This window comes from Chryseobacterium sp. OV279, from assembly GCF_900128945.1.
Classification (GTDB): Bacteria; Bacteroidota; Bacteroidia; order Flavobacteriales; family Weeksellaceae; genus Chryseobacterium.
This window is the reverse complement of record NZ_FQUD01000001.1, coordinates 1,391,635-1,418,356: the sequence shown is the minus strand read 5'-3', so window position 1 is coordinate 1,418,356 and position 26,722 is coordinate 1,391,635. Positions and strand designations below refer to the sequence as shown.

At 38.3% G+C, this 26,722-nt stretch carries 26 protein-coding genes; 9 read left to right on the top strand and 17 right to left on the bottom strand.

What is annotated here, in order from left to right; all coding sequences use genetic code 11:
- Positions 1-96 precede the first annotated feature (96 nt).
- Positions 97-483: a winged helix-turn-helix transcriptional regulator gene (locus BUA72_RS06390; protein ID WP_072922229.1), complete on the top strand. Its 387-nt coding sequence runs from the start codon at positions 97-99 to the stop codon at positions 481-483.
- A gap of 9 nt (positions 484-492) precedes the next feature.
- On the opposite strand, the gene BUA72_RS06385 is transcribed toward BUA72_RS06390, so the two are convergent.
- Together BUA72_RS06385 and BUA72_RS06380 are read right to left on the bottom strand one after the other, a co-directional pair.
- A complete protein-coding gene (locus BUA72_RS06385; RefSeq protein ID WP_139259547.1) occupies positions 493-768 on the bottom strand; it encodes a hypothetical protein in 276 nt (91 codons plus the stop codon).
- Between the two features lie 157 nt (positions 769-925).
- Positions 926-3,358 carry an alpha-ketoacid dehydrogenase subunit alpha/beta gene (locus tag BUA72_RS06380; protein WP_072922227.1) on the bottom strand — a complete coding sequence of 811 codons (2,433 nt, stop codon included), beginning with the start codon at positions 3,356-3,358 and terminating at the stop codon, positions 926-928.
- 134 nt (positions 3,359-3,492) lie between these two features.
- On the opposite strand from BUA72_RS06380, the gene BUA72_RS06375 reads away from it, so the two are divergent.
- Both BUA72_RS06375 and BUA72_RS06370 read left to right on the top strand, forming a co-directional pair.
- A complete protein-coding gene (locus BUA72_RS06375; RefSeq protein ID WP_228407841.1) occupies positions 3,493-3,789 on the top strand; it encodes a hypothetical protein in 297 nt (98 codons plus the stop codon).
- Between the two features lie 183 nt (positions 3,790-3,972).
- The gene (locus BUA72_RS06370) at positions 3,973-4,764 is read left to right on the top strand and encodes a hypothetical protein (protein WP_139259545.1); all 792 of its coding nucleotides are present in this window, start codon (positions 3,973-3,975) and stop codon (positions 4,762-4,764) included.
- A 74-nt stretch (positions 4,765-4,838) separates the two neighbouring features.
- Here the strand turns inward: BUA72_RS06370 and BUA72_RS06365 are convergent, their stop codons facing one another.
- The 6 genes from BUA72_RS06365 to queA all read right to left on the bottom strand — a co-directional run bounded on the left by BUA72_RS06365 (position 4,839) and on the right by queA (position 10,905).
- A complete protein-coding gene (locus tag BUA72_RS06365) occupies positions 4,839-5,771 on the bottom strand; it encodes a polyprenyl synthetase family protein (RefSeq protein WP_072922507.1) in 933 nt (310 codons plus the stop codon).
- Between the two features lie 298 nt (positions 5,772-6,069).
- Positions 6,070-6,231 carry a bacteriocin-like protein gene (locus tag BUA72_RS24380; RefSeq protein ID WP_175548858.1) on the bottom strand — a complete coding sequence of 54 codons (162 nt, stop codon included), beginning with the start codon at positions 6,229-6,231 and terminating at the stop codon, positions 6,070-6,072.
- 146 nt (positions 6,232-6,377) lie between these two features.
- Positions 6,378-7,256, bottom strand: coding sequence for a hypothetical protein (locus BUA72_RS06360; RefSeq protein ID WP_072922225.1), 879 nt, complete (start codon positions 7,254-7,256; stop codon positions 6,378-6,380).
- 471 nt (positions 7,257-7,727) lie between these two features.
- Positions 7,728-8,666: a sterol desaturase family protein gene (locus BUA72_RS06355; protein WP_139259543.1), complete on the bottom strand. Its 939-nt coding sequence runs from the start codon at positions 8,664-8,666 to the stop codon at positions 7,728-7,730.
- A 77-nt stretch (positions 8,667-8,743) separates the two neighbouring features.
- Complete coding sequence (rlmN, locus tag BUA72_RS06350; RefSeq protein WP_072922223.1) at positions 8,744-9,778, bottom strand: dual-specificity RNA methyltransferase RlmN; 1,035 nt, start codon at positions 9,776-9,778, stop codon at positions 8,744-8,746.
- A 77-nt stretch (positions 9,779-9,855) separates the two neighbouring features.
- The gene (gene queA, locus BUA72_RS06345) at positions 9,856-10,905 is read right to left on the bottom strand and encodes a tRNA preQ1(34) S-adenosylmethionine ribosyltransferase-isomerase QueA (protein ID WP_034727984.1); all 1,050 of its coding nucleotides are present in this window, start codon (positions 10,903-10,905) and stop codon (positions 9,856-9,858) included.
- A 182-nt stretch (positions 10,906-11,087) separates the two neighbouring features.
- Between queA and BUA72_RS06340 the strand changes: the two genes are divergently transcribed.
- From BUA72_RS06340 to BUA72_RS06325, 4 genes are all read left to right on the top strand, one after another.
- Positions 11,088-11,780, top strand: a complete 693-nt coding sequence (locus tag BUA72_RS06340) for an AIM24 family protein (protein ID WP_034727986.1) — start codon at positions 11,088-11,090, stop codon at positions 11,778-11,780.
- A 177-nt stretch (positions 11,781-11,957) separates the two neighbouring features.
- Positions 11,958-13,355, top strand: coding sequence for a Gfo/Idh/MocA family protein (locus BUA72_RS06335; protein ID WP_072922222.1), 1,398 nt, complete (start codon positions 11,958-11,960; stop codon positions 13,353-13,355).
- The gene (locus tag BUA72_RS06330; RefSeq protein ID WP_072922221.1) at positions 13,345-14,250 is read left to right on the top strand and encodes a sugar phosphate nucleotidyltransferase; all 906 of its coding nucleotides are present in this window, start codon (positions 13,345-13,347) and stop codon (positions 14,248-14,250) included. The genes BUA72_RS06335 and BUA72_RS06330 overlap by 11 nt, the downstream gene beginning before the upstream one ends.
- Positions 14,241-15,275 (top strand): phosphotransferase enzyme family protein, encoded by a 1,035-nt coding sequence (locus BUA72_RS06325; protein ID WP_072922220.1) that lies wholly within the window; start codon positions 14,241-14,243, stop codon positions 15,273-15,275. The genes BUA72_RS06330 and BUA72_RS06325 overlap by 10 nt, the downstream gene beginning before the upstream one ends.
- Before the next feature lie 282 nt (positions 15,276-15,557).
- Here the strand turns inward: BUA72_RS06325 and BUA72_RS06320 are convergent, their stop codons facing one another.
- The 4 genes from BUA72_RS06320 to BUA72_RS06305 form a co-directional block, all read right to left on the bottom strand.
- Positions 15,558-16,049: a DNA-deoxyinosine glycosylase gene (locus BUA72_RS06320; RefSeq protein ID WP_072922219.1), complete on the bottom strand. Its 492-nt coding sequence runs from the start codon at positions 16,047-16,049 to the stop codon at positions 15,558-15,560.
- A gap of 243 nt (positions 16,050-16,292) precedes the next feature.
- Positions 16,293-18,287, bottom strand: coding sequence for a S9 family peptidase (locus tag BUA72_RS06315; RefSeq protein ID WP_072922506.1), 1,995 nt, complete (start codon positions 18,285-18,287; stop codon positions 16,293-16,295).
- A 256-nt stretch (positions 18,288-18,543) separates the two neighbouring features.
- Positions 18,544-18,888: a phage holin family protein gene (locus BUA72_RS06310; protein ID WP_047451937.1), complete on the bottom strand. Its 345-nt coding sequence runs from the start codon at positions 18,886-18,888 to the stop codon at positions 18,544-18,546.
- A gap of 112 nt (positions 18,889-19,000) precedes the next feature.
- Positions 19,001-19,423: a PaaI family thioesterase gene (locus BUA72_RS06305; RefSeq protein ID WP_034728002.1), complete on the bottom strand. Its 423-nt coding sequence runs from the start codon at positions 19,421-19,423 to the stop codon at positions 19,001-19,003.
- A 250-nt stretch (positions 19,424-19,673) separates the two neighbouring features.
- On the opposite strand from BUA72_RS06305, the gene BUA72_RS06300 reads away from it, so the two are divergent.
- On the top strand, positions 19,674-20,117 hold the full coding sequence (locus BUA72_RS06300) for a hypothetical protein (protein ID WP_228407840.1): 444 nt from the start codon (positions 19,674-19,676) through the stop codon (positions 20,115-20,117).
- Positions 20,118-20,224: 107 nt separating this feature from the next.
- Here BUA72_RS06300 and BUA72_RS24810 read toward each other — a convergent pair whose 3' ends face one another.
- Complete coding sequence (locus BUA72_RS24810) at positions 20,225-20,383, bottom strand: bacteriocin-like protein (protein WP_410493283.1); 159 nt, start codon at positions 20,381-20,383, stop codon at positions 20,225-20,227.
- Positions 20,384-20,508: 125 nt separating this feature from the next.
- Entirely contained in the window at positions 20,509-22,635 is a 2,127-nt protein-coding gene (locus tag BUA72_RS06295) for a type IA DNA topoisomerase (RefSeq protein ID WP_072922217.1), read from the bottom strand.
- 345 nt (positions 22,636-22,980) lie between these two features.
- Between BUA72_RS06295 and BUA72_RS06290 the strand changes: the two genes are divergently transcribed.
- Positions 22,981-23,529 carry an REP-associated tyrosine transposase gene (locus BUA72_RS06290; protein ID WP_072922216.1) on the top strand — a complete coding sequence of 183 codons (549 nt, stop codon included), beginning with the start codon at positions 22,981-22,983 and terminating at the stop codon, positions 23,527-23,529.
- Positions 23,530-23,701: 172 nt separating this feature from the next.
- On the opposite strand, the gene BUA72_RS06285 is transcribed toward BUA72_RS06290, so the two are convergent.
- From BUA72_RS06285 to BUA72_RS06275, 3 genes are all read right to left on the bottom strand, one after another.
- The gene (locus tag BUA72_RS06285; RefSeq protein WP_072922215.1) at positions 23,702-24,400 is read right to left on the bottom strand and encodes a M17 family peptidase N-terminal domain-containing protein; all 699 of its coding nucleotides are present in this window, start codon (positions 24,398-24,400) and stop codon (positions 23,702-23,704) included.
- Between the two features lie 25 nt (positions 24,401-24,425).
- Positions 24,426-25,301, bottom strand: a complete 876-nt coding sequence (locus tag BUA72_RS06280) for a pirin family protein (protein WP_072922214.1) — start codon at positions 25,299-25,301, stop codon at positions 24,426-24,428.
- A gap of 836 nt (positions 25,302-26,137) precedes the next feature.
- Positions 26,138-26,722 carry a Crp/Fnr family transcriptional regulator gene (locus BUA72_RS06275; RefSeq protein WP_072922213.1) on the bottom strand — a complete coding sequence of 195 codons (585 nt, stop codon included), beginning with the start codon at positions 26,720-26,722 and terminating at the stop codon, positions 26,138-26,140.

Genomic DNA, 26,722 nt, shown 5'->3' with positions numbered 1-26,722 from the left:
ACAAAGTAACTAATAATAGTTCGTATTTGTATCTCTTGTCAGAAAAAAGTGGTAACTTCGCAGTAACTTACATTAGTAACTTAAAAGTAACAACGTATGGTAAAGAGTGAATTGATGAAATACAGCTGTCCTCTGGGCAAAGCAATGTCTGCGTTAGGAAGCAAGTGGAAACCAATCATTGTATTGGTGATTAAAGACCGTAAACTTCGATTTGGAGAACTTGCCGTACGGATTAATGTAATCTCAAGGAAAGTACTGACTGATCAGTTAAAAGAAATGCAGAATGACGGATTGATCATAAGAGAAGAGTTCAAAGAACTTCCTCCGAGGGTTGAATATTCGTTGACAGAAAAGGGATTGGCATTGTTGCCGATTTTATATTTGCTGGAAGAATGGGAAGCGAAGTTTGATAATAAGGAGGTGCAGTATGATAAGGATTGCAATGTGCTTGATAGTAAAATGAAAAAAGCTGCTGAAGTTTGATTTTAGCCTTTATTTACTAACCGGAAGATTATTTAATTTAACGTGAAGACTTTCTGAATAATTTCCATTCAGATAATTAACAAATCCTTTTTGTATGATCGCTTTTGAGCCTACTTTAGGAATTGAATCTTTATACTTAAAATAAAGAGTATCATGCTTTAATTTATAATTTCCCACATAAATATCTTTATCCCGCATCATTCCCTGGGAGATAAATTCAAAACTTTCATCATCATACATTTTTAAGTAGATCCAACCTAGAGGAGCTTCTCTATCGGCTGACAAAATTTCTTTTTTATCATTTTTACAATTTATCAATACCCATATAAAAAAGAAATATAAAAATCTGAATTTCATTAATTTACAATTATGTTGTTTTAATAAAAATGAACAAAAAAACCGCTTCCCAAAGAAAGCGGTTTCATTTTATCTAAAATCCCAATTAGAATATCGCAGGATATTTCTGAGGGTTTGTTTCATTGAACATGGCGTAGATTCTTTCTACCATATCATCTGAAGATGGCTTGCTGAAATAATCTCCGTCACTTGCATAAGCAGGTCTGTGATCGTTGGCTGCAATCGTCAACGGATCTGAATCCAGGTATCTGAATGCTTTCTGCTTCTCAAGAATCTGCTGAAGAATAAACGCTGAAGTACCGCCTTCCACATCTTCGTCGATCACGACTAATCTGTTCGTTCTCTTCACGCTTTCAGCAATTTCGTTGGTTAAATCGAATGGAATTAAAGACTGAACGTCAATAACTTCTGCAGAGATTCCTAATTTTTCAAGTTCTTCCGCTGCATCCATTACAATTCTCCATGTAGAACCGTAAGTCACTAGAGTAACATCTTTTCCTTCTTTTGTCACTTCAATTTTTCCGACAGGAACAGTGAACTCACCTAAGTTATCAGGCTGCTTTTCTTTTAATCTGTATCCGTTCAGACACTCAACAATCACGGCAGGATCATCACTCTGAAGCATTGTATTGTAGAATCCGGCAGCTTTCGTTAAGTTTCTCGGTACCAATACCAAGATCCCTTTAGAAAGGTTCAGGATTCCCGCCATTGGAGAACCTGAATGCCATACACCTTCCAGTCTGTGACCTCTTGTTCTGATGATTACAGGTGCTTTCTGGCCTCCTTTTGTTCTGTATTGAACAGTTGCTAAGTCATCACTCATTCCCTGTAAACAGTATAAAATATAATCTAAGTACTGGATCTCAGCGATAGGTCTCAAACCTCTCATCGCCATACCAATACCCTGGCCAAGAATGGTAGCTTCACGGATTCCGGTATCTGCTACACGTACTTCACCATATTTTTCCTGCATTCCTTCAAGCCCTTGGTTAACGTCACCGATATTACCGGCATCTTCACCAAATACTAAAGTTTCAGGATATTTTTCGAAAATTTTGTCAAAATTATTTCTTACCACCACTCTTCCGTCTACTTCTTCAGAATTTTCTGAGAAAACAGGAGCGATCTCTTTTACGTTTTCAGCTTTCCACTGAGACTGAGAATATAAGTGGGAAGAATAGTTGTCTTTTTCTATTTCAAAAACTTCATTGTATTTCTGCATCAATTGGGTTCTTTCCGCAGAATTCGTTCCTCTTGTGGCCAATAAAGCTTTTCTAATCAGGTGGAAAACATCTTTTTTGGCTTTGGAAACCAATTTATTGAACTGACTGATATATCCTTCAATTTCAGCATTCTGACCTTTAAGGTTTTCCACTAACGGAAGAACAGACTGAATCAAATCGGTAATAGTCTTCTGATAATTTTCCCAGGCATTTTTCTGCCCTGCTTTTACTATTTTTTTTGCTTCTTCATCAATGGCATCCAATTCTTCAACTGAAGCAATAATTTCTTCTTTTCCTTCAATTTCGATTGAATAATTTAAAACCCATTCTCTGAATTTTACCAATCCGTCAAACTGAGATTCCCATGAAAGACGCTCTTCATTTTTATATCGTTCGTGAGATCCTGAAGTAGAGTGACCTTGAGGTTGTGTCACTTCAATCACATGAACCACCACAGGAACGCTCTCCATTCTTGCAAACTGCTCTGCTCTTGCATAAGCATCCAATAATGCAGGATAATCCCATGCTTTCACCTGAATGATTTCACATCCCTGGTTCTCACCTTCTTTTCTTTGGAAACCGCTTAACATTTCTGCAATGTCAGCTTTTGCTCTCTGATTTTTAGTAGGAACAGAAATTCCGTACCCGTCATCCCAGATAGAAACGATCATAGGAACCTGAAGCGCACACGCTGCATTCAATGTTTCCCAGAAATGTCCTTCTGCGGTAGACGCATCCCCAATGGTTCCGAAAGCTATTTCATTACCTTCTTTGGAGAACTTTTCAGAACCTTCGAATTTTACACTTTTATACACTTTAGAAGCCTGAGCCAATCCTAATAATCTAGGCATCTGTCCGGCAGTAGGAGAAATATCTGAAGAGATATTTTTCTGTGCCATAAGATCTTTCCAGCTTCCGTCTTCATTTAAACTTCTGGTAGCGAAGTGTCCGTTCATCTGTCTTCCTGCGGATGCCGGCTCTCTTTCCACGCTTGTATCTGCATAAAGCTGCGCGAAAAAGCTCTCAACCGTTAACGCATCTGCTGCCAATGCAAAAGTCTGATCCCTGTAATATCCTGAACGGAAGTCTCCATTTCTGAAAACTTTCGCCATCGCAAGCTGAGGAAGTTCTTTACCGTCCCCAAAAATTCCGAATTTAGCTTTTCCTGTAAGCACTTCTCTTCTTCCAAGATAAGACATCTCGCGCGATATCCTTCCTAATCTATAATCCTCAAGTATCTGATTTTTAAAATCCTGGAAAGAAATTTGCTGTGTTTCAATATAGGTTGTCTGCATAGCTAGATATAAAAGTTTTTTATTCTTCAAGTATGGCGCTAATATACAATTTTTAAATTAATTTTAATTTTCAATAATCTTTTTTAAAAATTTGATAATAAAAAAAATGTGTTTTATATTGTAAAAAATTGTAAATGATGGAAAAAAAGTCGCCCCATATCCTCAATGCATCAAGCAACCTTTTAGGTTTTTCCCTGATTATCATTACATCACTGAAAATTACTAAAATGAGTGAGCATACTCATTTAGATGAATTCGCGGGACTTGCGTGTATTCTTTTTGCCTGCAGCTGTTTTTTTTCTTTTCTGGCTATCAGAACCCAAAATGAAAAGCGGGAAACCAAATATGAGACTATTGCGGATTATTTATTTTTAATCGCTTTATTTTGCGTCGTCTTAGCGGTTATTATTGTCACTATAAAAATATTGTAGCCTAAATTTTTCTAGATTATTTTTTATTGGCCAGAATGAAATTCAGTGTCACACAGCAAAAAAGTGATGAATTACGTTTTACATAATAAATTAGCTTAAAATTTTTCAATATTTACAATTTTGTGGTATGCTATTTGAGAATTGAAATCCCTGAAAATTATTTCATAAAAAAAACAAATTCAAATGACTACAAAATTACTTACGGCTGTTAGTGTTTTCACACTATCAGTCGCTACTTTCGCGCAGGTGGGTATCAACACCTCCAATCCTCAAACCAGTTTCCATGTAGACGCAGCAAAAGACAACCCTACTTCCGGAGTTCCTTCCGCTACTCAACAGGCTAATGATTTTACCGTGACCAATACCGGCAATGTAGGGATTGGAACTACTGCTCCTACTGAAAAACTGGATATCATTACCGGAAATGCCCGTATCCGAAACATCAATACCAACGTAGGGATCGGTGGTACGGACAGAGTTGTAGTAGCTGATGCTACAGGTGTTTTAAAGACCATTAACTTTAATTCGTATTCTTTATTTCATGCCCGTCTTGCAGCGAGCCAAAGTTTAGCAACGACTACCATTGCCACTTTAGTATTCTCCGGACCGCTGGCTACTTCTCCTTACTACAGTTACAATACTTCAACAGGTGTTTTAACATTTAATCAGGCAGGAAATTATCTGGTAACCCTACAGGCCAGTTTCACGAATATGGCAGCAGGAACCCAATTAGTGTTGGGAATAAGACCTGTTCCGGACGCAGATTATCTGGGAAGGGGCAGCCATTATAATGCCTCTGCTAACTCGGGAAATATTGGAGAATTAATGAACTATACCACATTACTGATCATACCAACAGCAGGTTATCAGGTTCGTTTCACTGCAGCTCCCAATCAAAATGCCACTGTTTTGGCTACTGAAACAGGAAGTACGGGAAGCGGAAATGTTACGAATGTTACGGTACAGAAAATATAGATTTACCGTTTATATCAAAAAAAATCTGAGTGCTTTGAGGCGCTCAGATTTTTTATTTATGGTAATTTGTCGTTTTAAAATTTTCGTTCAATCACATAATCCAGCATACTATGGAGTGATTTTTTGGCTTCCGAGTCTGGAAATTCATTAAGAATGTCTTTAGCCTTCTGTTGGAAGTCTTTCATCACCTGAATCGCGTAATCCATGCCTCCCGAATTTTTAACGAAGTCTATAAGCTCCTTCACACGTTTCGGATCGTTATTGTGACGCTTAATCGTGTTGAAATAGTATTTTCTTTCTTTTTCGCCGGCCATTTTTAAAGTATGGATCAGAGGAAGCGTCATTTTCTGCTCCTTGATATCAATGCCTACAGGTTTTCCGATGACATTGGAACTTAAGTAATCGAAAAGGTCATCCTTGATCTGGAAGGCCATTCCGGTGTAGGTTCCGAAGTTCATCATCTTGTTGGCCAGATCTTCATCGGCATTATTGGAAAGAACACCTATTTCACAACACGCTGCAATCAGTGTTGCTGTTTTCTGACGGATGATTTCATAGTATACATCTTCCGTGATATCCAGTTTTCTGGCCTTTTCAAGTTGAAGAAGTTCACCTTCGGACATTTCACGGATTGTTCTTGAGATCACACCCAAAAGGTCATAATCTTTATGATCTGTAGAAAGTAATACTGATTTTGACAGAAGATAATCCCCTACCAATACCGCAATTTTATTTTTCCACAAAGCATTGATTGAAAAGAAATTACGGCGTTTAAAGCTTTCATCTACGACATCGTCATGCACCAGAGTGGCAGTATGGATCAGTTCGATCATGGAAGCTCCACGGTACGTTTTTTCAGTGACCTCTCCTACCAGTTTTGCGCAGAGAAATACGAACATGGGACGCATCTGCTTACCTTTGGTTGTAACTATAAAACGGGTTACTTTATCCAATAAAGGCACTTTACTCTGCATCGATTCATAAAACTTCTGCTCGAAAAGTTTCATTTCCTCATTGATCGGTCGTTTGATTTCTTCTACGATGTTCACTACTATTTAATAAAGTATTTATTTTCAACCTTACAGACCCCTACAGAATGTATTATTTAAATCTATATGGTGTACTTTCAGGACATTTTTCGATTAGCAAATATATGGAAAACTAATCAATTATTGTTTGATGCATGCCTTTGTTAAATTAACATTTATTCCCTGTATTACCAGTATTTTTAATCTGAATGTATTTTTAAAACAAAAAATAGCCCCTGTCATAGGCAGGGGCTTTATCTTGAAAGCAAATAATTTCTTACTCGATTATTAGGTCTGCACAGTAAGGAGAAGTGATAGGTCTGCAGCTACTTCCTGCACAACACCAGCCTTTTCCACATGGTTCTCCACCACCACAGTATTTAAGTCCTCCTTTGATTGTTTTCAAATTTTCTCTTGACACTTTCTTTAAATTTTTCATAAGTATTAATTTTATATTTGTGTCACTAATATATGAATAATTCTAAACAACCATCATTTAAGGTACTGTTTTTTCATTAAAATCAAATATTTAATAACTATTATCAGCCAAATATATGATCTAGGTTCATTTTACCATAAAAATATTTAATCTTTCAGTTCTTCTTTCGGAATAAAATACAGTGCTGGCTTTGAACTTCCCAGTGCCGATTTGAATTTCTCCCCTGAAATATAGATTCCCTTTTCATTCACGACAATACCTTCAATCTGCCCTACTGTCAGAGCACTTCCCAAATAATAGTGTTTCGGAGTTTCTGTAAAAAATATTCCAGGTTCTGTTTCTGTAAAAATATTCAGAAAAACCTCTGTTCTCTTCGTGTACCCTACCAGATATAATTTCTTTTCAAAATAAGCAGCATCTGTTACCACGAAATTCGTTTTATACGATTCGATTTTCTCTGCTTTTTGTTTTTCAGCGATTGTTGGGTCAATGATATAGTGAGAGGTTGATTTTGATTTCCATTCTTTGGAAAACAGATGCAGTTTTCCGTTGAGATAGATCATGGCTTCGGCATCAAAATCATTATTCGTGTATTGTGGGATAAATTCCGTCTGTTCCGGGTAGTAGAAGGAAATTTTTGTGATGGAATCATTATTTGCTTCGTTGTTTTCAAAAGGAAGTGTATAGATCTCCAGATCTCTTCTTGTTCCTCCATTATTACCGAAATCACCGATGTAGAAATTCTTCCCGTCATTGGTTAAAGCTTCCCAGTCTTTATTTTTAGCATTGATGGTCAATGTATTTTTGATCATGCCGGAAGTTTCATCCAATTCAAAAAGTTCCGGAGCATTTCCGCTGTCATTGAACGTATACAATTTACCATTCAAAATACTCAGTCCTGAGGTCTCTTGAATCTTATCATCCAAATAGCCTATCCTGAATTTTCTTATCTTCAAAGACTCCGTTCTTTGTGAGAATGACGATTGAAAAATAATAATGGCAGCTAGAAGAATGAGTTTTTTCATAGAGCAAAAATAAGGGTTTAAGGGGAATTGAGAAAAGTTAGAAGCGTTTTGTTTTTGGGAACCACTTTGAATCTTCGCCACCCTTCAGAGGATAGGAATGATCATCCATTCAATAGTATTCATCACGAAAATCAGATTTAGAAAATTTATTTTTTTTAACCATTAAAAGTAGTGAAGATGATAAGAATAGTTAAGAAAAATCAAATGTTTTTTTAGCCGTATCTCTTAAAAAAGCGAAGCTCTCCTTAATATTCTTAAAAACTTAAAGCAACCTTAATGGTTCAATCTCTTTATCTCACGCAGATTTCACAGATGGCGCAGATTTTCATTAATATATTCTGGATAAAATCTTTGATTTTTTTTTAAAAACTTAAGTGCACTTTTTTGCAGTATGAATTTAAACTTCAAATAAATTTAAGTGTTTAAAAACTTTTGCATCTTTTGTGGTTGACTAAAAAAAACATTTATTGATCATGCAGATTTCATTTTTTGCTTCTGCTCCTGTCTTTTAGCCTGCTTCTTTAAATGGTCTTTCTGATATTGTCTCACCGTTTTTCCGGTTCCATCATGTCTCCAGCCCGGGGAATTGAAGATATAATTAATCCTGTCAGAAATTTTTAAGCCTGGCTGTTTGATATCTTTCCATATCTTTCTCCATTCGTACAGAAGAACGGTGTCCGGTTTATTGTCAGGCATTTTGGGATATATTCCATATTTAACGGGTACATTTGGGTCTTCTTTTTCAAAGGTTCCAAAGATTTTATCCCAAATGATCAGACACATTCCCATATTTCTGTCCAGATACTTGATATTGCAGGCGTGATGCACCCTGTGATGGGAAGGGGTTACCAGAATATATTCCAGAATGCCCATGGTTTTCACGGTCTGCGTATGCACCCATGTTCCATATACCTGCCCTATCGCATAAACCACCATAATATGCCACGGATTGAAGCCTAAAAAAGCAAGCGGGGAAAAATAAAGATATCTGTACAAAGGTTGAAGTACGGGACTTCTGAACCCTGTTGTTAAATTAAAATATTCTGAATTGTGATGGGTAATATGAACCGCCCAGAACGCCCGGGAATGATGATCTACATAATGCAGCACATAATAGGCAAAATCTGTAATTACAAAGCAAATGAGCCAGTACCACACTGTAAAATCCCAGGAGAAAAGCCTATGGTTGTAGAAGAAAAACATCACTCCCATAGCAAAAGCCTTCATGATCAGATCCAAACCGAAGTTCATTAGAGCGAGATAAATGCTGGTTGCTACATCTTTTCCGTTGTACAGTTTAGCTTCAGAAACGTGACTGTAAATCATTTCTGCCAATATAACGGCAGCATGAACCGGAATAGACCATGCATAAACGTTTTCCAGCCCGTCCTCGCCCATAAAGAAGTCCATAATAAACTTTTTTGCTTTATGTAAAGGTAGGGTTTTAGGAAAATTTTAAGGAAAATTTTGAGTTTTTTAAGGAAATTTTAATCAGTTGCTTTATTGGCCAGCTGTCCGCAAGCGGCATCGATATCTCCACCACGGCTTTTTCTGATCATTACGGTAATTCCAGCGTTTTCCAGCTGACGTACATAATTGTCTTCCGCCTGCTTGTTACACTGGTCATACTTTCCGTCTCCGATAGGATTATACTGGATAAGATTTACTTTGGAAGGAACCTGTTTGCAATATCTGATTAAAGCTTTGATGTCTTCATCACCGTCATTGATTCCTTTCCATACACAGTATTCAAAAGTAATCACTGAACCAGTTTTCTGATACCAATATTGAAGGGCCTCCATAATATCCGTCAACGGGAATTTATCAGAGAAAGGCATGATCTCATTACGTTTAGACTCAATGGCTGAGTGAAGTGAAAGGGCCAGTTTTACACGAAGTTCGTCGTCTGCCAGCATTTTGATCATCTTCGGAATTCCGGATGTAGAAACGGTAATTCTTCTCGGTGACATTCCCAAACCTTCCGGCTGGGTGATTTTTCTGATGGCTTCCACTACATTTTTGTAATTCATCATCGGCTCTCCCATTCCCATAAAAACGATATTGGAAAGCGGTCTGTTAAAGTACATTTTACTTTGGCTGTCGATCAGGGCCACCTGGTCTACGATTTCGGCTACTTCAAGATTTCTCATTCTTTTGAGTCTTGCCGTTGCACAGAATTCGCAGTTTAATGAACATCCCACCTGTGAGGAAACGCAGGCTGTAGTTCTTGTTTCTGTAGGAATAAGAACAGACTCTACCAACAATCCGTCGTGAAGTTTCACACCGTTTTTGATGGTTCCGTCCGTACTTTTCTGAAGCTGATCCACAGAAACGGGATTGATGGTGTACTCTTCGGAAATTCTTTCGCGGAGAGATTTCGAAAGATTCGTCATTTCATCAATCGAATGGAGATTTTTACTCCATAACCAGTCATAAACCTGCTTCGCACGAAACGGTTTTTCCCCTAAAGTCAAAAAATAGTCTTTAAGCTGGTCTAGTGATAAAACTCGGATATCTTTCATTATAGATAATAGGTTGCAGATCTTAGGTGGCAGGTTGCAGATACCTAATACCTGCAACCTGTTACCTATTATCTTTTTTATAGGATTAACATTGCGTCACCGTAAGAATAGAATTTGTACTGTTCTTTTACGGCTTCTTCGTAAGCATGCATGATGAATTCTCTTCCTGCAAATGCAGCGATCATCATCAGCAATGTAGATTTCGGTGTGTGGAAGTTCGTGATCATTGAATTCGCTACTCCAAAATCGTGAGGCGGATAAATGAACTTGTTTGTCCAACCGTTGAATGCAGAGATCTTTTTGTTTGAAGAAACAGAAGTTTCCAATGCTCTCATCGTTGTAGTTCCTACTGCACAAACTCTTCTGTGAGCATCTACTGCTTTATTGATGATATCAGCATTTTTTTCATCGATGATGATTTCTTCAGACTCCATTTTGTGCTTGGAAAGATCTTCTACCTCAATTGGGTTGAAAGTTCCTAAACCAACGTGAAGGGTTACTTCAGCAAAATCGATTCCTTTAATCTCTAATTTTTTCATTAAGTGCTTAGAGAAGTGAAGACCTGCTGTAGGGGCTGCTACTGCTCCTTCAATTTTTGCATAGATCGTCTGATATCTTTCGGCATCTTCCGGTTCTACTGCTCTTTTGATATATTTTGGAAGTGGAGTTTCTCCTAATTCCTTCAGTTTTGTTCTGAATTCGTCGTAAGAACCATCGAAAAGGAATCTTAATGTTCTTCCTCTCGAAGTAGTGTTATCAATAACTTCAGCTACCAAAGATTCATCTTCAGTAAAGAATAATTTGTTACCGATTCTGATCTTTCTTGCAGGGTCTACAAGAACGTCCCATACTCTGGTCTCTTTGTCAAGTTCTCTTAAAAGGAAAACTTCAATTTTAGCACCTGTTTTTTCTTTATTTCCGTAAAGACGTGCAGGGAAAACCTTAGTATTGTTGAAAATGAATAAATCTTTCTCATCGAAATAATCCACAACATCTTTAAACAGTTTATGCTCAATGGTTTCTGTTTTTCTGTTTAGAACCATTAATCTAGCTTCGTCTCTGTGTTCAGATGGGTGTTCTGCCAATAATTCCGCAGGAAGATCAAAATTAAAATCTGATGTTTTCATTTTTTTAAATTACGGTTTAAAAATTATAAAAATTACTAGTGTAATTTTCGGAGTGCAAATATACGACATTGAACACCCCTTTGTCAAGTATTATTTAAAATCAAATTTAAAACCGTGATTCTACGGTGATTTATGAAGGAAAAAAAGATTATTTTTGAAAAAAATTAATAATTTTTACACGTATGAGCAAATATTCATTGGAAGCTTTCGTCAACGAAACAAAAGAAAATCCACAACAAAGAGATTACTTTGAGCTTGAAACGCCACATCTTTTGGAAATCAACCTTAACAATCAGGCCGTATGGACCAAAAGAGGAAGTATGGTAGGCTATGTAGGTGGCATCAACTTCGAAAGACAGGGAATGCTGGCCGGAGGTATTGGTAACCTTTTAAAGAAAGCCATCAGTGGTGAAGGAACAAAGCTGATGAAAGCAGAGGGAACCGGCAAACTGTATGTAGCCGATTCCGGGAAGAAAGTACGTATTCTTTATCTGAACAATGAATCAGTATGTGTCAACGGAAATGATGTATTGGCTCATGAACAGAGTGTAAAAAGTGATATTACCATGCTTAAAAGCGTTGCAGGAATGATGGCCGGCGGTCTTTTTCAGGTAAAGCTTTCCGGAACGGGACATATTGCTATCACAACACACGGTGAACCATTAACACTGATGGTCACTCCCGACAGTCCGGTTTTCACGGATCCGAATGCAACAGTAGCATGGTCAGGAAATCTAAGCCCGGATCTGAAAACGAATGTTTCTTTCAAAAGCTTGATCGGAAGAGGAAGCGGTGAAGAATTCCAGATGAAGTTCTCAGGAAACGGATGGGTACTTATTCAACCTTACGAAGAAGTATATTTTACAGAAAAATAATATATAGAAACAGATGATTGTAAAACGGCTGCTCTTCCTATCAGGGGCTGCCGTTTTTTTTTATTTCCCTCAGTACCCCATATTCCGTACCTCAAAACTCTACTACTACCAAGCTCCGAAACCCGCACTCATCCCCTGCATCTCGCAACTTTTTAATATATTTAAGAAAAAATTTCGATGGACAACACCTCTTCACGCAGAAATTTCATTAAAACTGCAGCCCTGGCAAGCTTTGGTGCATTGGTTTTACCCAATTCCCTGTTTGCCTATTCCAGTGATTTTAAATCAAATAAAAAAGTACGCGTCGGTTTTATCGGCGTAGGACTCCGCGGACAGGAACATGTAAAACTACTAGCCAAGCGTAATGACGTGGAGATCGTGGCTTTTGCAGATCCGGACAAAAGAATGCTGGCTGCCTCACAGAAAATACTGAAAGACAATAATAAATCTGCTGCTCAGGAATTTTCAAACGGAGATTATGATTACCGGAATCTTTTAAAATTAAAAACCATTGACGCCGTGGTGATTGCTACTCCATGGGAATGGCATCTTCCACAGGGAACAGAAGCCATGCGGGCGAAAAAGATCGTAGGTATGGAGGTTTCCGGAGCGATAAAACTGCAGGACTGCTGGGAATTTGTGAAAGTATATGAGGAAACCAAAGTTCCTATTTTCATGATGGAAAATGTCTGTTACCGCAGAGATATCATGGCTGTTCTGAATATGGTCCGCAAAGGAATGTTTGGAGAACTGGTTCATGGAAGAGGCGGTTATCAGCACGATCTGAGAGGGGTTCTTTTCAATGATGGGGTTACGCCGTACAATTCGGGTGCTGAGTTCGGAGAAAAAGGATTCAGCGAGGCGCACTGGAGAACGGAACATTACGTAAAACGCAACGGTGAGCTTTATCCTACACATGGATTAGGCCCGGTAGCTGTAATGATGGACATCAACCGTGGAAACCGTCTGACAAGGCTTTCCTCATTCTCTTCAAAGTCTGTGGGACTTCATAAATATATTGTGGAACATGCGAAGGGCGGGGAAAATCATCCTAACGCCAAAGTAAAATTCAATCAGGGAGATATTGTCACCACACAGATTGCCTGTGCCAATGGGGAGACGATTCTTTTAACCCATGATACGAGTTTACAGCGTCCTTATGACCTTGGATTCAGGGTGCAGGGAACGGAAGGTCTGTGGCAGGATTTCGGCTGGGGAGATTTTAACCAAGGACATATTTATTTTGAAAAAACAATGAATCACAGTCACCGTTGGGAAAATACGGAAAAGTGGATGAAAGATTATGATCATCCTATCTGGAAGAAATTTGAAAATACAGCTGCAGGCGCAGGCCACGGCGGAATGGATTTCTTTGTCATGAATACCTTCATCGAATGTATCAAGCGAAATATAGAGTTTCCGATGGATGTGTATGATCTGGCCTTATGGTATTCTATTACACCATTAAGCGAAGAATCTATTGCTAAAGGCGGTCAGGCGGTAGACATCCCTGATTTCACGAACGGAAAATGGAAAACCCGTAAACCTGTATTTGGAATGACGGATGAATTCTAAAAAAACATTACTCATATTAGCAGGAGGTTTGGGAAGCCGCTACAAAGGTCTGAAACAGATAGACGGAATTCTGGATAACGGTTCACCGATTCTGGAATACTCTATTTACGATGCACTGGAAGCAGGCTTCACAAAGGTTGTCATTATTGTGAACAGGCTGATTCCTCAAAGCTATATGGAAAGATTAAATACAATATCCGGGGAAAAGAATTTTGAACTTCATTGGGTATATCAGGAAAAAGAAAGCTTTCTGCCAAAGGATTACGACTTCTCACAGCGGGAAAAGCCATGGGGAACCGGTCATGCTGTCCTTTGTGCTAAAAATGCTGTACAGGAACCTTTTGTCATGATCAATGCTGATGATTTTTATGGAAAAGAAGCGTATCAACTGGCTTCTGAAGAAATCGATCTTCACATTTCAGGAACACAGTTTGGAATGGCTGCCTATCCCGTAGGCTCTACTTTGAGTGGAAACGGAAATGTTGCCCGCGGAATATGTACCTTAGATACAAAAAATTATCTGATAAAAGTAGAAGAACAGACTTCGATCCACAAAAAAGGAGATTCAATTGTTTATACCGAAAACGGAAATGATATTGAACTTACTCCTGATGCGTTGGTGTCTATGAATTTCTTTATTTTTCATCCGAACGTTTTCGATGCGCTTGAAGTGTATTTTAATGATTTCCTGCAATCGGAACCGAAGCCATCACAGGAGTTTTATATTCCTTCTGCCGTACAGAGAATGATTGACGAGAAAAAGGCAAAGGTATTGGTGAAAGCCTCTCCTTCGCAATGGATGGGTGTTACCTATGCAGATGATAAAAGCAGTATAAAAGATTTCCTGACATCGGAGATCAAACAAAACAGATATCCCGAGGATCTATGGAATTAAAAACAATCGTTACCGGATTTACCGGAACTGAAAATTGCACGATCACTCCTATTACCAACGGGCTGATCAATACAACCTATCTGGTGGAGGACTATAATGCTGATGAAAAATTTATTCTTCAGAAGATCAATACTCAGGTTTTTCCGTTTCCGGAGATTATTACCAATAATCACATTCTGATCAACAGGTTACTGGAAGACGGGAATTATCCGCTCGAACTGGTAAAACCTAAGGAAAACTTATCCGGGAATTTCATTATTAAAGATGAACATGGAGCATCCTGGAGAATGCTCAGCTTTATTGAGGACACAAAAACCTTCTTTAAAATCCCTGACATAAAAACTGCCTATGAATCAGCAAAAGCTGTCGGATCTTTTTTGAATACAGTCAATCCGGAATATCTCCCCTACATTCAGGCCCCGATTCCTGATTTTATTAATTTTGAAAAAAGAATTACAGATTATCAGATTTCTTTACAATCTGCAAGTCCGGATCTGCTGGACAATGCTGAGCCGGAAATCGAAGCAATGAACGAACTTCTCTTCCTTCCCCAAAAATGGATTGAGATGGAAAAGGAAGGTCTTCTGCCTAAAAGAATCATCCATGGAGATCCCAATGTCAGAAATATTCTTTTTGACCAAACTTCACGACCTCTTGCCGTTATCGATCTTGATACTGTAACCATTTCTACCATCCTCTATGACTTCGGTGATATGGCAAGGTCCTACACCAATACTTTGGATGAGGACAATGGAAATGCTGACCATAATTTCAACCCCCAGATTTACAGAACTGTGAAAGACGGATTTCTGCTCTCTTTAAAGAAAAAACTGACTTTTGAAGAACTGGAAAACCTTGATTACGCGGCACAGACAGTGATTTACATTCAGGCAGTTCGTTTCCTGACTGATTATCTGAATGGAAATACTTACTATTCGACGAAATATGCTGAACATAATCTGGATAGAACCAGGAATCAGTTGGAGCTGCTGAAAGGTTTGAGAGACTATTTGCGTGTGGATTAGGTTTCGACCTACGGATTTAAAATCTGCCTGATCTGTTCCATCTGCGTGAGATTTTTTGATTTTTTTAAACACAAATGACACGAATTTTTTCACAAATTAACACAATACTGTCATTGCGAGGAGAGTAACGACGAAGCAATCTCAATTGACACAAGTTTTAATGGCAGAGACGCAATGCAACTCTTTCGGGAGATTGCTTCGCTACGCTCGCAATGACTGGGGGTAGTTTCGGGGCGGGGAGCGAAGCTCCCGCCCCGAAACCCACAATTAAGTTTTTATTCCCTACACCAGGAATTCCAGAATCTTCTTCCATTCTTCCAGTTTAACATCAAAAGATACCGTATGTAGAGGACTGGTAGAAGGAATCTGAATGATCGGTAACCTGTAATTTTTTCCTAAAAGCTTTTGCAGATTTTTGTACGATTTTCCTCCATTACAGAAAACCGCTTTGATATTGGGATGTTCCTCCAGAAGTTCGGCAATTTGGTTGGCTTCTTCATTTTTGATTTCAGAATCCAGACTTCCTTTTCTTTCACAGGAATCGATGACGTCCCAGACTGCTATATGATGTTTCTTTAAAATATCTAAACGCTCAGTATAATCATCTGTAAATTCTTCATTGAACAGATGGAAAATAATCGTCCAGAATTTATTTTGCGGATGAGCATAATACTGCTGTTTCTCCAAAGATTTGACACCGGGAATTGAACCTAAAATTAAAATTTCAGACTGAGCATCAATTAAGGGTGGAAACGAGGAAATTCTGTTTTGCATACTCAAATATATAAAAATTGAGGTCAAACGGGAAAGGTTTTAGATTCTAGATTTCAGATTTCAGACACGAGACAGGAGACTTTAAGGTCAAGACTGAGATTGAGAAATGTCAGAAAATTTATAATTTGGCTAAAGACTTTGGATGACTGCATAAAAAAACGGGCTAAAGCCCGTTCCTATTGATATTTTCAGGAATCATTAAAAGAAATTCAATTCATTTTAATCATTCATTCTTAGTTTACATTACAAAGTTTCTTTCAACCAGTCGAAGAATTCTCTCTGCCATACCAATCCGTTTTGAGGATGAAGTACCCAGTGGTTTTCGTTCGGGAAATAGACTAATTTAGATTTCAGTCCTCTTAATTTAGCTGCCTGGAAAGCTTCCTGACCCTGCTCGTAAGGCACTCGGAAATCGATTCCTCCCTGGAAAATCATGATCGGCTTGTTCCATTTTTCAACAAAATTGCTTGGGTTGAATTCTGTGTATGCTTTTGGAAGTGGCTTTTCCCATGGAGAACCCAGATCCCAGTTGGCAAACCACAGTTCTTCCGTGGTAAGATACCATGATTTCATATCAAATAATCCATCGTGTGCAATGAACGTTTTGAATCTGTTTTCGTGGATTCCGGCTAACATAAATACACTGTATCCTCCGTAGCTTGCTCCTACTGCCGCTACTCTTTCTCCATCTACATATGGTAATGTTTTTGCGAAATCGGTTGCAGCCAGATAATCTCTCATTGGCTGTCCGCCCCAGTCTTTAGAAATTTCCTCGTTCCATTTTGTTCCCCAGCCCGGCATTCCTCTTCTGTTTGGAGCCACTACGATATATCCGTTAGCCGCCATCAGAGAGAAGTTCCATCTTGTACTGAAAAACTGAGTTAATGCAGATTGTGGACCTCCCTGGCAATATACCAGTGTAGGGTATTTTTTATTCGGGTCAAAGTTCGGTGGATAGTGGAACCATACGCCCATTTCTTTTCCGTCTGTTGTTTTCACCATCTTCAGTTCAGATTTCCCTTGTGCCAGTTTTGCATAAGCATCTTTGTTGGCTTCGGTTACCTGCTTCATTTCTCCGTTTTTCACATTGACAGAGAATAATTCCGTTGCATGGTTGACATCTGTTCTTCCTACTAAAAGTAAAGATTTATTGTCAGTAAAGATTTCATTAACATCAAAATCACCTTTTGTGATCTGCTGAACTTTTGCCGCTTTAGGATCTAAAGAGAAAAGCTGTTTCGTGCCTCTGAACGCTGCTGTAAAATAGATCGCTTTGGAATCTCCGCTCCAGAATACATCTCCGGAAACGCTTTCATCCCAGCCAGCCGTAAGGTTTGTAGTTTTACCAGACTTCCAATCCATGATTTTTACATCATTTTTATCCGCTTCATAACCATCTCTGGCCATACTCTGCCAGATCAGGGATTTTCCGTCAGGACTGAATTTTGGATTAACATCGTATCCTTTATTGGCTTCTGTTAAATTTTTTGTTGTTCCTGAAGCAAGATCGTAGGCAAAAATGTCTGTGTTGGTGCTTGTAGAATATTCTTTTCCGCTTTTAGGTTTTGTAACGTATAAAAGCTGAGTAGAATCCGGGCTCCAGATGAAGTCTTCTGCTCCACCGAAAGGTCTTTGAGGGGAATCCCAAGTTTTACCTTCCAATAAATCTTTTGCAGACTCTGCTTTGTCTGTGGTATTGACAACAAATACGTGGTTGTATTTTCCTTCATTGAAATAGTCCCAGTGTCTGTGGTTCAGATCAGTATACACCTGAGCTGTAGTTTTAGGCGTATCACTGTATTTGTCTTTCCCCATTAATTTCTCTACCAGAACCTGCTTACTGAACGCGATCTTCTTACCGTCCGGAGAGATCACGATATTGTCAGCTTCCCCGATGGTATAAAATTCAGACCATGTTTTTCCGCTGTCTTTTGAAAGATAGATTTTATCTCCTTCCTGCGCATAAATTCCGTTTTTATCCCACTGAATAAGGGCTTTTTTACCAAAATCTATTTTGGAAGACTGGTTATTAAGAACATTGAGAAAGTAGTTCTCACTTTTGGTTTTTTCTGTTTTTAGATCTACCTGCCCCACTTTATAGATAAGTGAAGACTGATCCGGTGAAACTGCCTGTACTCCCACTTTTTTTAAAGTCCAAAGGATTTCAGGTGTCATTAACTGTTGTGCATTCATTAAGAGAGGAGCTGCCAGAGCCAGCAGACTGTACTTAAGCTTCATATGTTGATATTCATTTTTAACGGAAATATGAAATCGCGCCGATTTCATTAATTCCTTTTATTTAATTCAAAGATCCCCAAAGTTAGTACTTAAAATAAAAATGAACGAAAGAATTAACATTAAAGTTTCAGTTTGTCCCGTATTCTTTACAATGATTTCAAAATAAATCAGTCTTTTTTAGACACCCTTCAATGCCACAAAAAAAGTCTGCCGTAAAAACAGCAGACTCATTATATGAAGTTTTATTCCTGATCTATTATTCTCCATCTGAAAACATGGAATTGGCCAGTGAAGTCACAAAGGACAGCAGCACACTAAAGATCAGCGCCCACCAGAAGCCATCTACGACCATACTGTCTATAAAATAATCTGCAATCAGAATAATCACAGCATTGATCACCAGGGCAAATAATCCCAATGTGATAATCGTAAGCGGCAGCCCTAAAAGTCCCAAAATAGGTTTTACAAAAATATTTAATACCCCCAGTACGATGGCAAAAATAATAGCCGAAGAAAATCCTTCGAAATGTACACCCGGAAGCACCTTAGTCAAAAGGTAAGCAACGATTGCTGTAATGAACAGCCTGATAATTAAGTTCATATTATTATTTTTTAATGTTATGGTGTTTACGTTGCAAATCCTGTTCCATTTCATCCGGAAAAAGACCCGTAATCGCTCTATTTACCGAATATTTTGATTGATGGAGTTCTATTTATTTGATCCTCATCATGGTGACCAGTGAAGTCGCTACATGACTTTCCGAACCGGTACTTTCATCAATGACATAGATTTCAGTTCTTACCACAATGATTTTTGCACCGCCTTTGATAACGTAAGACCTCGATATCAGGGCATCTCCCAGTGCAGGACGAAGATAATTAACCTTCAGTTCAACAGTTACTACATAGCAATCGTCTTTGTAATGACTTACCGAAGCATATCCTGAAGAAACATCCACCAGGGAAGCAATCATAGCCCCATTGAACATGCCGGCTTTCCGGGTCATCATTTCCATTTTAGGAATTTTAATGGAGACGAAATCGGTGTCTACTTCCAACAGTTCGGCGTTGTAAAATTTTAATGTTTCTGAACGGCCGAAGCTGTCCGTCATGAGTTTCTTTTTTTCCGGAGTCATGAATATGTATTTTAATCTGAATGTAAATACAAAGTACATCAATGTTTTTCAGAAATACCAGAAAATTGGGAACAAGTTTACTTACTGATGCTGAAATTTTAAATAATATGGTTAGTCTTTCAACCACAAAAGATACAAAAGCTTTTGAACACTTAAGTTTATTTGAAGTTTAAATTCATACTGCCAAAAAGTACACTTAGGTCTTGAAAAAATCATAGATTTTTATTAGCCATGATAAAAAATACTAGCTTTGCAGGAAACAACCATCCATATGCCCTTGAAAAAGATTTTCACATTCCTAAGCCTGCTTCTGTACTGTATGTTTCAGGCGCAGACGCTACATCTGTACGGCGGTTCCAATGAGGACCAATACTTGGGCTGCATCAACTGTGATACTTTTGATAAAAACTCGATCTGGAATCCTTACGGTGATTATGGAAATCTGCTCAGTTCAAAATCTATCTGGAATGGTTCCGGAAACTATGGAAGTTCGTACAGTACCTATTCGCCGTGGAGCGATTATGCTTCCTATCCTCCCGTAATTCTGGATCAGGACGGTAATTTTTTCGGTTACCTGACTTTAAATCCTTACAAATCTGAAAGATCACAACTGCAGCTGGCCCAGATCTTATGCAAAAACCACGATAGCATTAAGAAAGATCTCAGTGGATGGTATGATAAATTATTCCGCTAAAATGTAATGAAGATATCTAGAAATTCTGATTTGTATGAACTTCTGTGTTATCACTAAAGGTATATAAAACAAAAAAATCCCTCTGCACGAGGGATTTATATTTTATCTTATACTATTGGAATACATGTACACATGCAAGGCTCACCTATATTGGGATCACATATGCTCATGTCTTCACAAACCAACATATATCTCGGCTTGCAAAAAGTGATTCCGCCTTTAATTGATTTTAAACCCTCTCTGGAAATTTTTTTGAAATTTTTCATGCTTAAATTTTAATTTGTTAAGCTCTAAATATAAAAAATATTCTCCAAATAGAGATTTAATTTAAAAAAACAAATTAACTGTTACGGAGATCCATAACAAAACTAAACATATATGATTGAATTGATTAACTAAGCTGTACCTGAAAACCTTCTTCAAGTGTCAGAACTCCTTCCGTCAAAGCTTCTGAGTGAGTCGTGAATCCTTTCAGTTTTGAAGTTTTCCCTTTTAAAACCAAATCTAAAAGCTGTTTATCTGAAAGCTTCTTACCGAAAATATCGAACGTAATTTTAAAACCGCAATTCTTGAAATCAGAACAACCCACCGCGGTTTTCCCTTTGATCAGATTGTGTTCTTTACATTTCGGACATTTTGTTTCTTCCCACGATTGAAGTTCTTTTTTTACAGCAGGTTCACGCTTTTTCTTTTCTTTGACCTCTTCTTTTTCTTCTTCCTGCAGCATGATCACCTTTCCTTTTCCGTCCACCACTTTTCGGGTAAGCTCGGAAACCATCTGGATCAGTTCTTCTTTAAACTGATTGGCTTCATATTCGCCTTTTTCAATTTTACGCAGTTTCTGTTCCCATTCTCCGGTCAGTTCGGGACTTTTCAGAAGTTCGTCTTCAATGGTATCAATTAGCTGAATTCCGGTTTGAGTAGCGATAAGATTTTTTCTTTTCTTCTCGATATACTTCCTTTTGAAAAGGGTCTCGATGATATTCGCGCGGGTGGAAGGTCTTCCGATCCCGTTATTTTTAAGCAGTTCGCGAAGCTCATCATCTTCTACCTGTTTTCCGGCAGTTTCCATGGCTCTCAGCAGCGTCGCTTCCGTATAAGGCTTTGGTGGAGTCGTTTTCCCCTGGTGAATCATTGGATCGTGCGGTCCGCTTTCTCCCACGGTAAATTCAGGAATGGTCTGTTCTTCCTCCTTTTCTTTTTCTTTATCAGTAGATTCTTCTTTCGGTTCTTTTGCATACACAGCTCTCCATCCCGGTTCCAGAACCTGTCTTCCGCTTGTTTTAAAAGGAATCGTTCCTACTTTTCCTTCCACTAATGTATTTGAAATTTTACATTCTGGATAAAAAGCAGAAATAAAACGTTTTGCCACCAGATCATAAATCAGTTTCTCTTCCCTGCTCAGATTCTGAGAAGGTGGAACTTCTGTAGGGATAATCGCGTGGTGATCAGTCACTTTCGCATCATCGAAAACAGCTTTTGATTTAGGAATAGGCGCTTCCAGTAATGGAGCAACCAGATCCTTATAAAAATGCATTTTCCGGAGAATACCGTCAATTTTAGGATACAGACTTTCGGATAGATAAGTGGTATCTACACGCGGATAAGTCACATGCTTTTTTTCGTACAGACTCTGGATATAATGTAAGGTATTTTCTGCGGAATAACCATATTTTTTGTTGGCTTCCACCTGAAGTCCTGTCAAATCGAAAAGTCTGAGGTTTTTTTCTTTTCCTTCTTTAATCTCAAAAGAAACAATTTCAAAAGGGTTGAGCTTAAGATATTCAAGTCCCTTTTCAGCGCGGTCTAGAGTTTTTAAACGGTCAATCGCAGCATTGAAAATAACGTCACGGTATTTGGTTTTAAGTTCCCAATATTCTTCGGTATTAAAGGCATCGATTTCTTTCTGCCGCTGAACCAGCATGGCCAAAGTAGGCGTCTGTACTCTTCCGATGGAAAGAACCGCTTTGTTTCCTCCAAATTTTTTGGTGAATAATCTTGTCGCATTGATTCCCAACAACCAATCACCGATTGCTCTTGCATTGCCAGCCAGATACAAATTTTTGTAATCTTCAGCCGGTTTCAGATTCTCAAAACCTTCTTTAATCGCTTCTTCGGTAAGGGACGAGATCCATAAACGCTGAACAGGTTTGTTGCATTTTGCTTTCTGTAAAACCCATCGCTGAATCAGCTCTCCCTCCTGCCCGGCATCACCACAGTTAATGACCTCATCACATTCCTCCACCAATCTTTCAATCACTTTAAACTGATTTTCAACGCCTTTATTTGGAATTAATTTGATCCCAAAACTGGCTGGAATGATCGGCAGTAAAAACAAATTCCAAGATTTGTACTGAGGACCATAATCATGAGGTTCTTTTAAGGTACAAAGGTGTCCGAACGTCCATGTCACACAGTATCCGTTGCCCTCCATATAGCCCTGTTTAGGCGTGGTAGCACCTAATACTTTGGCGATATCTCTGGCAACACTGGGCTTTTCGGCAATACAAAGTTTCATGAATTTCGGAATTATTGAAGGGGGACAAAAGTCGGGATTTTTTTTGGATTAAGCTAATTTAGTTGGGAGTTGATGTTTGAAAATTACAGGTATGAACATGGACGTTTACTCCGCTAAAATAAGTCTGATTATGTTGGTATCATTCTTTTGGATTAAAATTTAATGAATGGTAGCAGATATATTGCGGATTGAGTTTAGTAATGGGCACGAGCGGGACGCTCGCGCCAGCAGATGGATGTCCAGCAATGCAGCTCAACATGTAAACACAACGCTAGCGCGAGCGTCCCGCTCGTGCTATACTCTAATTTCATTCAATTTTAATTATCTTTTTATTATTTTTATTAAATGAGTAGAAAATATAAATTTAAAGAAAAAGACGGAGCTTATTTTATAAGCTTTGCAACTGTTTTTTGGATCGATATTTTTACACGAATAGAATATTTCGATATCATCATTAATTCATTAAGCTACTGCCGTAAAAATAAGGGAATGATTATTTTTGGATATTGCATTATGCCTAGTCATATTCACTTAATTTTTCGGGCTGCAAATGAAAATCCGTCAGACTTAATAAGAGATTTTAAAGGCTTTACATCAAAACAAATGATCAATGCTATCAAAGAAAACAGTCAGGAAAGTAGAAAAGACTGGCTTATGTGGATGTTTAAAAAAGCTGCGGGAAGAAATTCAAACATTCAGAATTATCAATTTTGGCAGCAAAATAATCAGCCTATAGAAATCTGGTCTTTAAAAGTTTTCGAGGAAAAACTCAATTATATGCATCAAAACCCTGTAAAAAGTGGTTTTGTTTTTCAACCATATGAATGGAAATACAGTAGTGCAAGGAATTATTATGAAAATGAAGAGACTGTAATGAATATTGATATGAATTAAAGATGACGGACACGAGCGGGACGCTCGCGCCAGCAGATGGGGACACCAGCGGATACACGTTAGACATGTAAATACGTTGCTAGCGCGAGCGTCCCGCTCGTGCTAATAATTATAACAAAAAAACTCCCCTTAAAAAAGGAGAGCCTTCACAATATTAATGAAAACGGGTTCATTATTTTCTATTTACTTCGGCAATTGCAGCCTGAATTCCGCCACCTGCTACTTCAAAGAAAGATGGGCCTGCCAGAAGGTATACTTTTTTCAATTTCTTTGTATGGGAAAGTTGATGCTCTTTTAGATAGGTTTCAGAACGGTTGGCCAGCACAATCCCTTTCACTACATTCCCGGCTATCAAAGCAGTTGGAGAATCTATTCCGGCGTCTTTCAGATCACTGGCAAACGCGAAATTGGTTACGTTTAATCTCATTGCTTCACGGGCTGCCACTTCACCTACGGAAGTCATCAGTTCGGGCGAGAAATTATTTCGGTCCCCCAAGCCAATTAGCAATAGCTTTTTAGCAGACATGGAACCAGCCAGAGGTGTGATTAAAATGGTTTCCAACGAATGTCCTTTAAACTGTCCGGACTGTCTGATTTTTGTAAATTCACCTTTTAACGCGTCATCCAAATGCACTAAACCGTTCAAATTGGCAGGTAAAGCCTGAGCACTGTGGATATCATTTTGCGTGTATTCAAAAACACAGGCCACCTGTAATTGGGTATCTGCAGAAGAAGGTCCCTGAACCAGGCCGATCATTGAAATTCCATCTACGGATCCCCAGTTTTTCGAAGTGCCAACAGGGGTTATATTTTGAGCAGTCAGGGTTAAGGATAATAAAACTGCTGCGAATGATAGCATAAACTTTCTCATGGTTTCTCAGTTTTTCTATTAATTATTACATCGCCATCGGAGCTTCCATTAGCAGGATTTCCGTATGTTCTGCCGTAGATTTCATATTCAGGTTTTTAATATCCCAAACTCCGAATCCATCCCGTTCTTCCAATTTCTGACCTTCAATTTCTGCGCTTCCTTTAAGGATAAAAGCATACACTCCATTTCCACTTTTTTTGATCTGATAACTCGTTTCCAAACCGTTTTCAAACCGTCCCAAATGAAACCAGGCATCCTGATGAATCCACACACCTTCATCATCAGCATTGGGAGAAAGGATTTGCTGGAATGCATTGTGACTTTTTGTTTTGTCTAAGGTGATCTGGTCGTATCTTGGTGTTACATTTCTCTTATTCGGATATACCCAGATCTGCAGGAATTTAACAAGCTTATCACTGTTCTTATTAAACTCACTGTGCATTACCCCGGTTCCTGCGCTCATCACCTGGACATCTCCACTTTTGATCACGGTAGTATTCCCCATATTGTCTTTGTGCTCAAGATCGCCATCCAGCGGAATACTGATGATTTCCATATTATCATGAGGATGCGTTCCAAAACCTCTGCCCGCTTCCACTTTGTCATCATTTAAAACTCTCAGCACTCCAAAATGCATTCTTTCAGGATTATGATAATTGGCAAAACTGAATGTATGCTGGCTCAGCAGCCAACCATGATCTGCCTTTCCTCTTGAATCCGCCTTATGAATTACGGAATTATCTTTAATTTTCGACTCAGGATTGGGTAAGTGATTGTATCCGATGGGTTCTAAGGGTTCGATCTCATCGATCTCATTTTTCATGGTATTTCCGAGAGAAGCAGATGCTACAAACATCCCTGTTCCCAATAAACCTTTCTTTAAAAAATCTTTTCTGTCCATATCTTGTCGTTATTTGTTTGATTTTGATAGAACAAATTTAGGAAGACGGAAATGGCTGTGCATTTAACTAGTTTAATAAATTGCTTTTTTAATTAAAATAATAAAGTCCTTTTGTCTTGAAATCAAAGATTCGACGTAGTCAAACAAAAGGACCAAAAATTCAAGACTGGGAAACTTCCACTAAAAATAAATCCTGTTCTCTAAAAATTCTAAAACTTGCGCGGTAGTAATCTATATTGAGAATCAAATTTTATCCCGCGCTTCAGACAGTAGAATTTTCTTAACGTTCACAGGATTTATTTTCTTAACGCTCCATTTTCCAATGTCAGTTTTATTGTAGTTTTTAAAACAAATTGTTGGGAATATGTATCAATGATTTTATAGGTAAATTTGTGTGTGCATGTAGGATTTATGTTAATGATAGAAATTATTTTCCTACTGGTGAGAAGATTACTTATTTATTTTTCCATGCAAAGATTTCAAAGATGAAACACTTTTAAACACAAATTTCACAAATAAGTTCACAAATAACACTACTATAATCAGCGTAATTTGTGGGATCTGCGGGAGATTATATTTCTGACCACTGATTTCACAGATTGACACAGATGATTACGCATATTTTATTCTTCCGGATATGTTGAGGGAAGCAAATGGACCTGACCGCATCGTTGATGAAGCTGGATGGATAAACTTGCGCTTAGTCGGGTCAATCGAAGATTGATCTCACCTTTGCAGACTTAAATAAACGGCTTTATGATCAATCTTTGCGTTAAAAAAATCACTAAAAGAATAGTTTTCAACAGCCTATCAAACAAAAAGTCAGATGACAAAATCTATTTTTCTTTCGAAGCAAGACGCTTTCTTATGGTGCTCACAAATTCCTTTGAAACTCCGAGATAAGAGGCAATATAGTACTGAGCCACTCTTTGTGGAATGGAAGGATATATTTTAATGAATTCAAGGTATCGGTCTGTTGCCGTTTTGGAAATGGTATCCACCAGACGATTCTGAAGAGTGGATAGATTTCTTTGCACCAACATTCTGAAAACCCTTTCGAATTTTGGAATTTCCAGCAGTAACTTTTCCTTAGTAGCCGGAGTCAGGACATAGATTTCGGAATCTTCCAGAGCTTCAATATATACTTTTGAAGGCTTCTGTTCCTGAAATGAAGCAATATCACTGATCCACCAGTCTTCAATGGCAAACAAAAGGGTAACTTCTGTACCGTTATCATCCAGACAGTACAGCCTTACACAGCCTTTATGAATATATCCTTCAAACTGGCAAATCTCTCCTTCCCTTAACAAAACGTCCTTTTTAGAAAATGTCTGGCAGCTCAATAAACCGGTAAAGGTTTTCTGTTCTTCTTCGGTAAGATCTATAAATCGGCTGACGTTCCTGATGATATTTTCAAACAT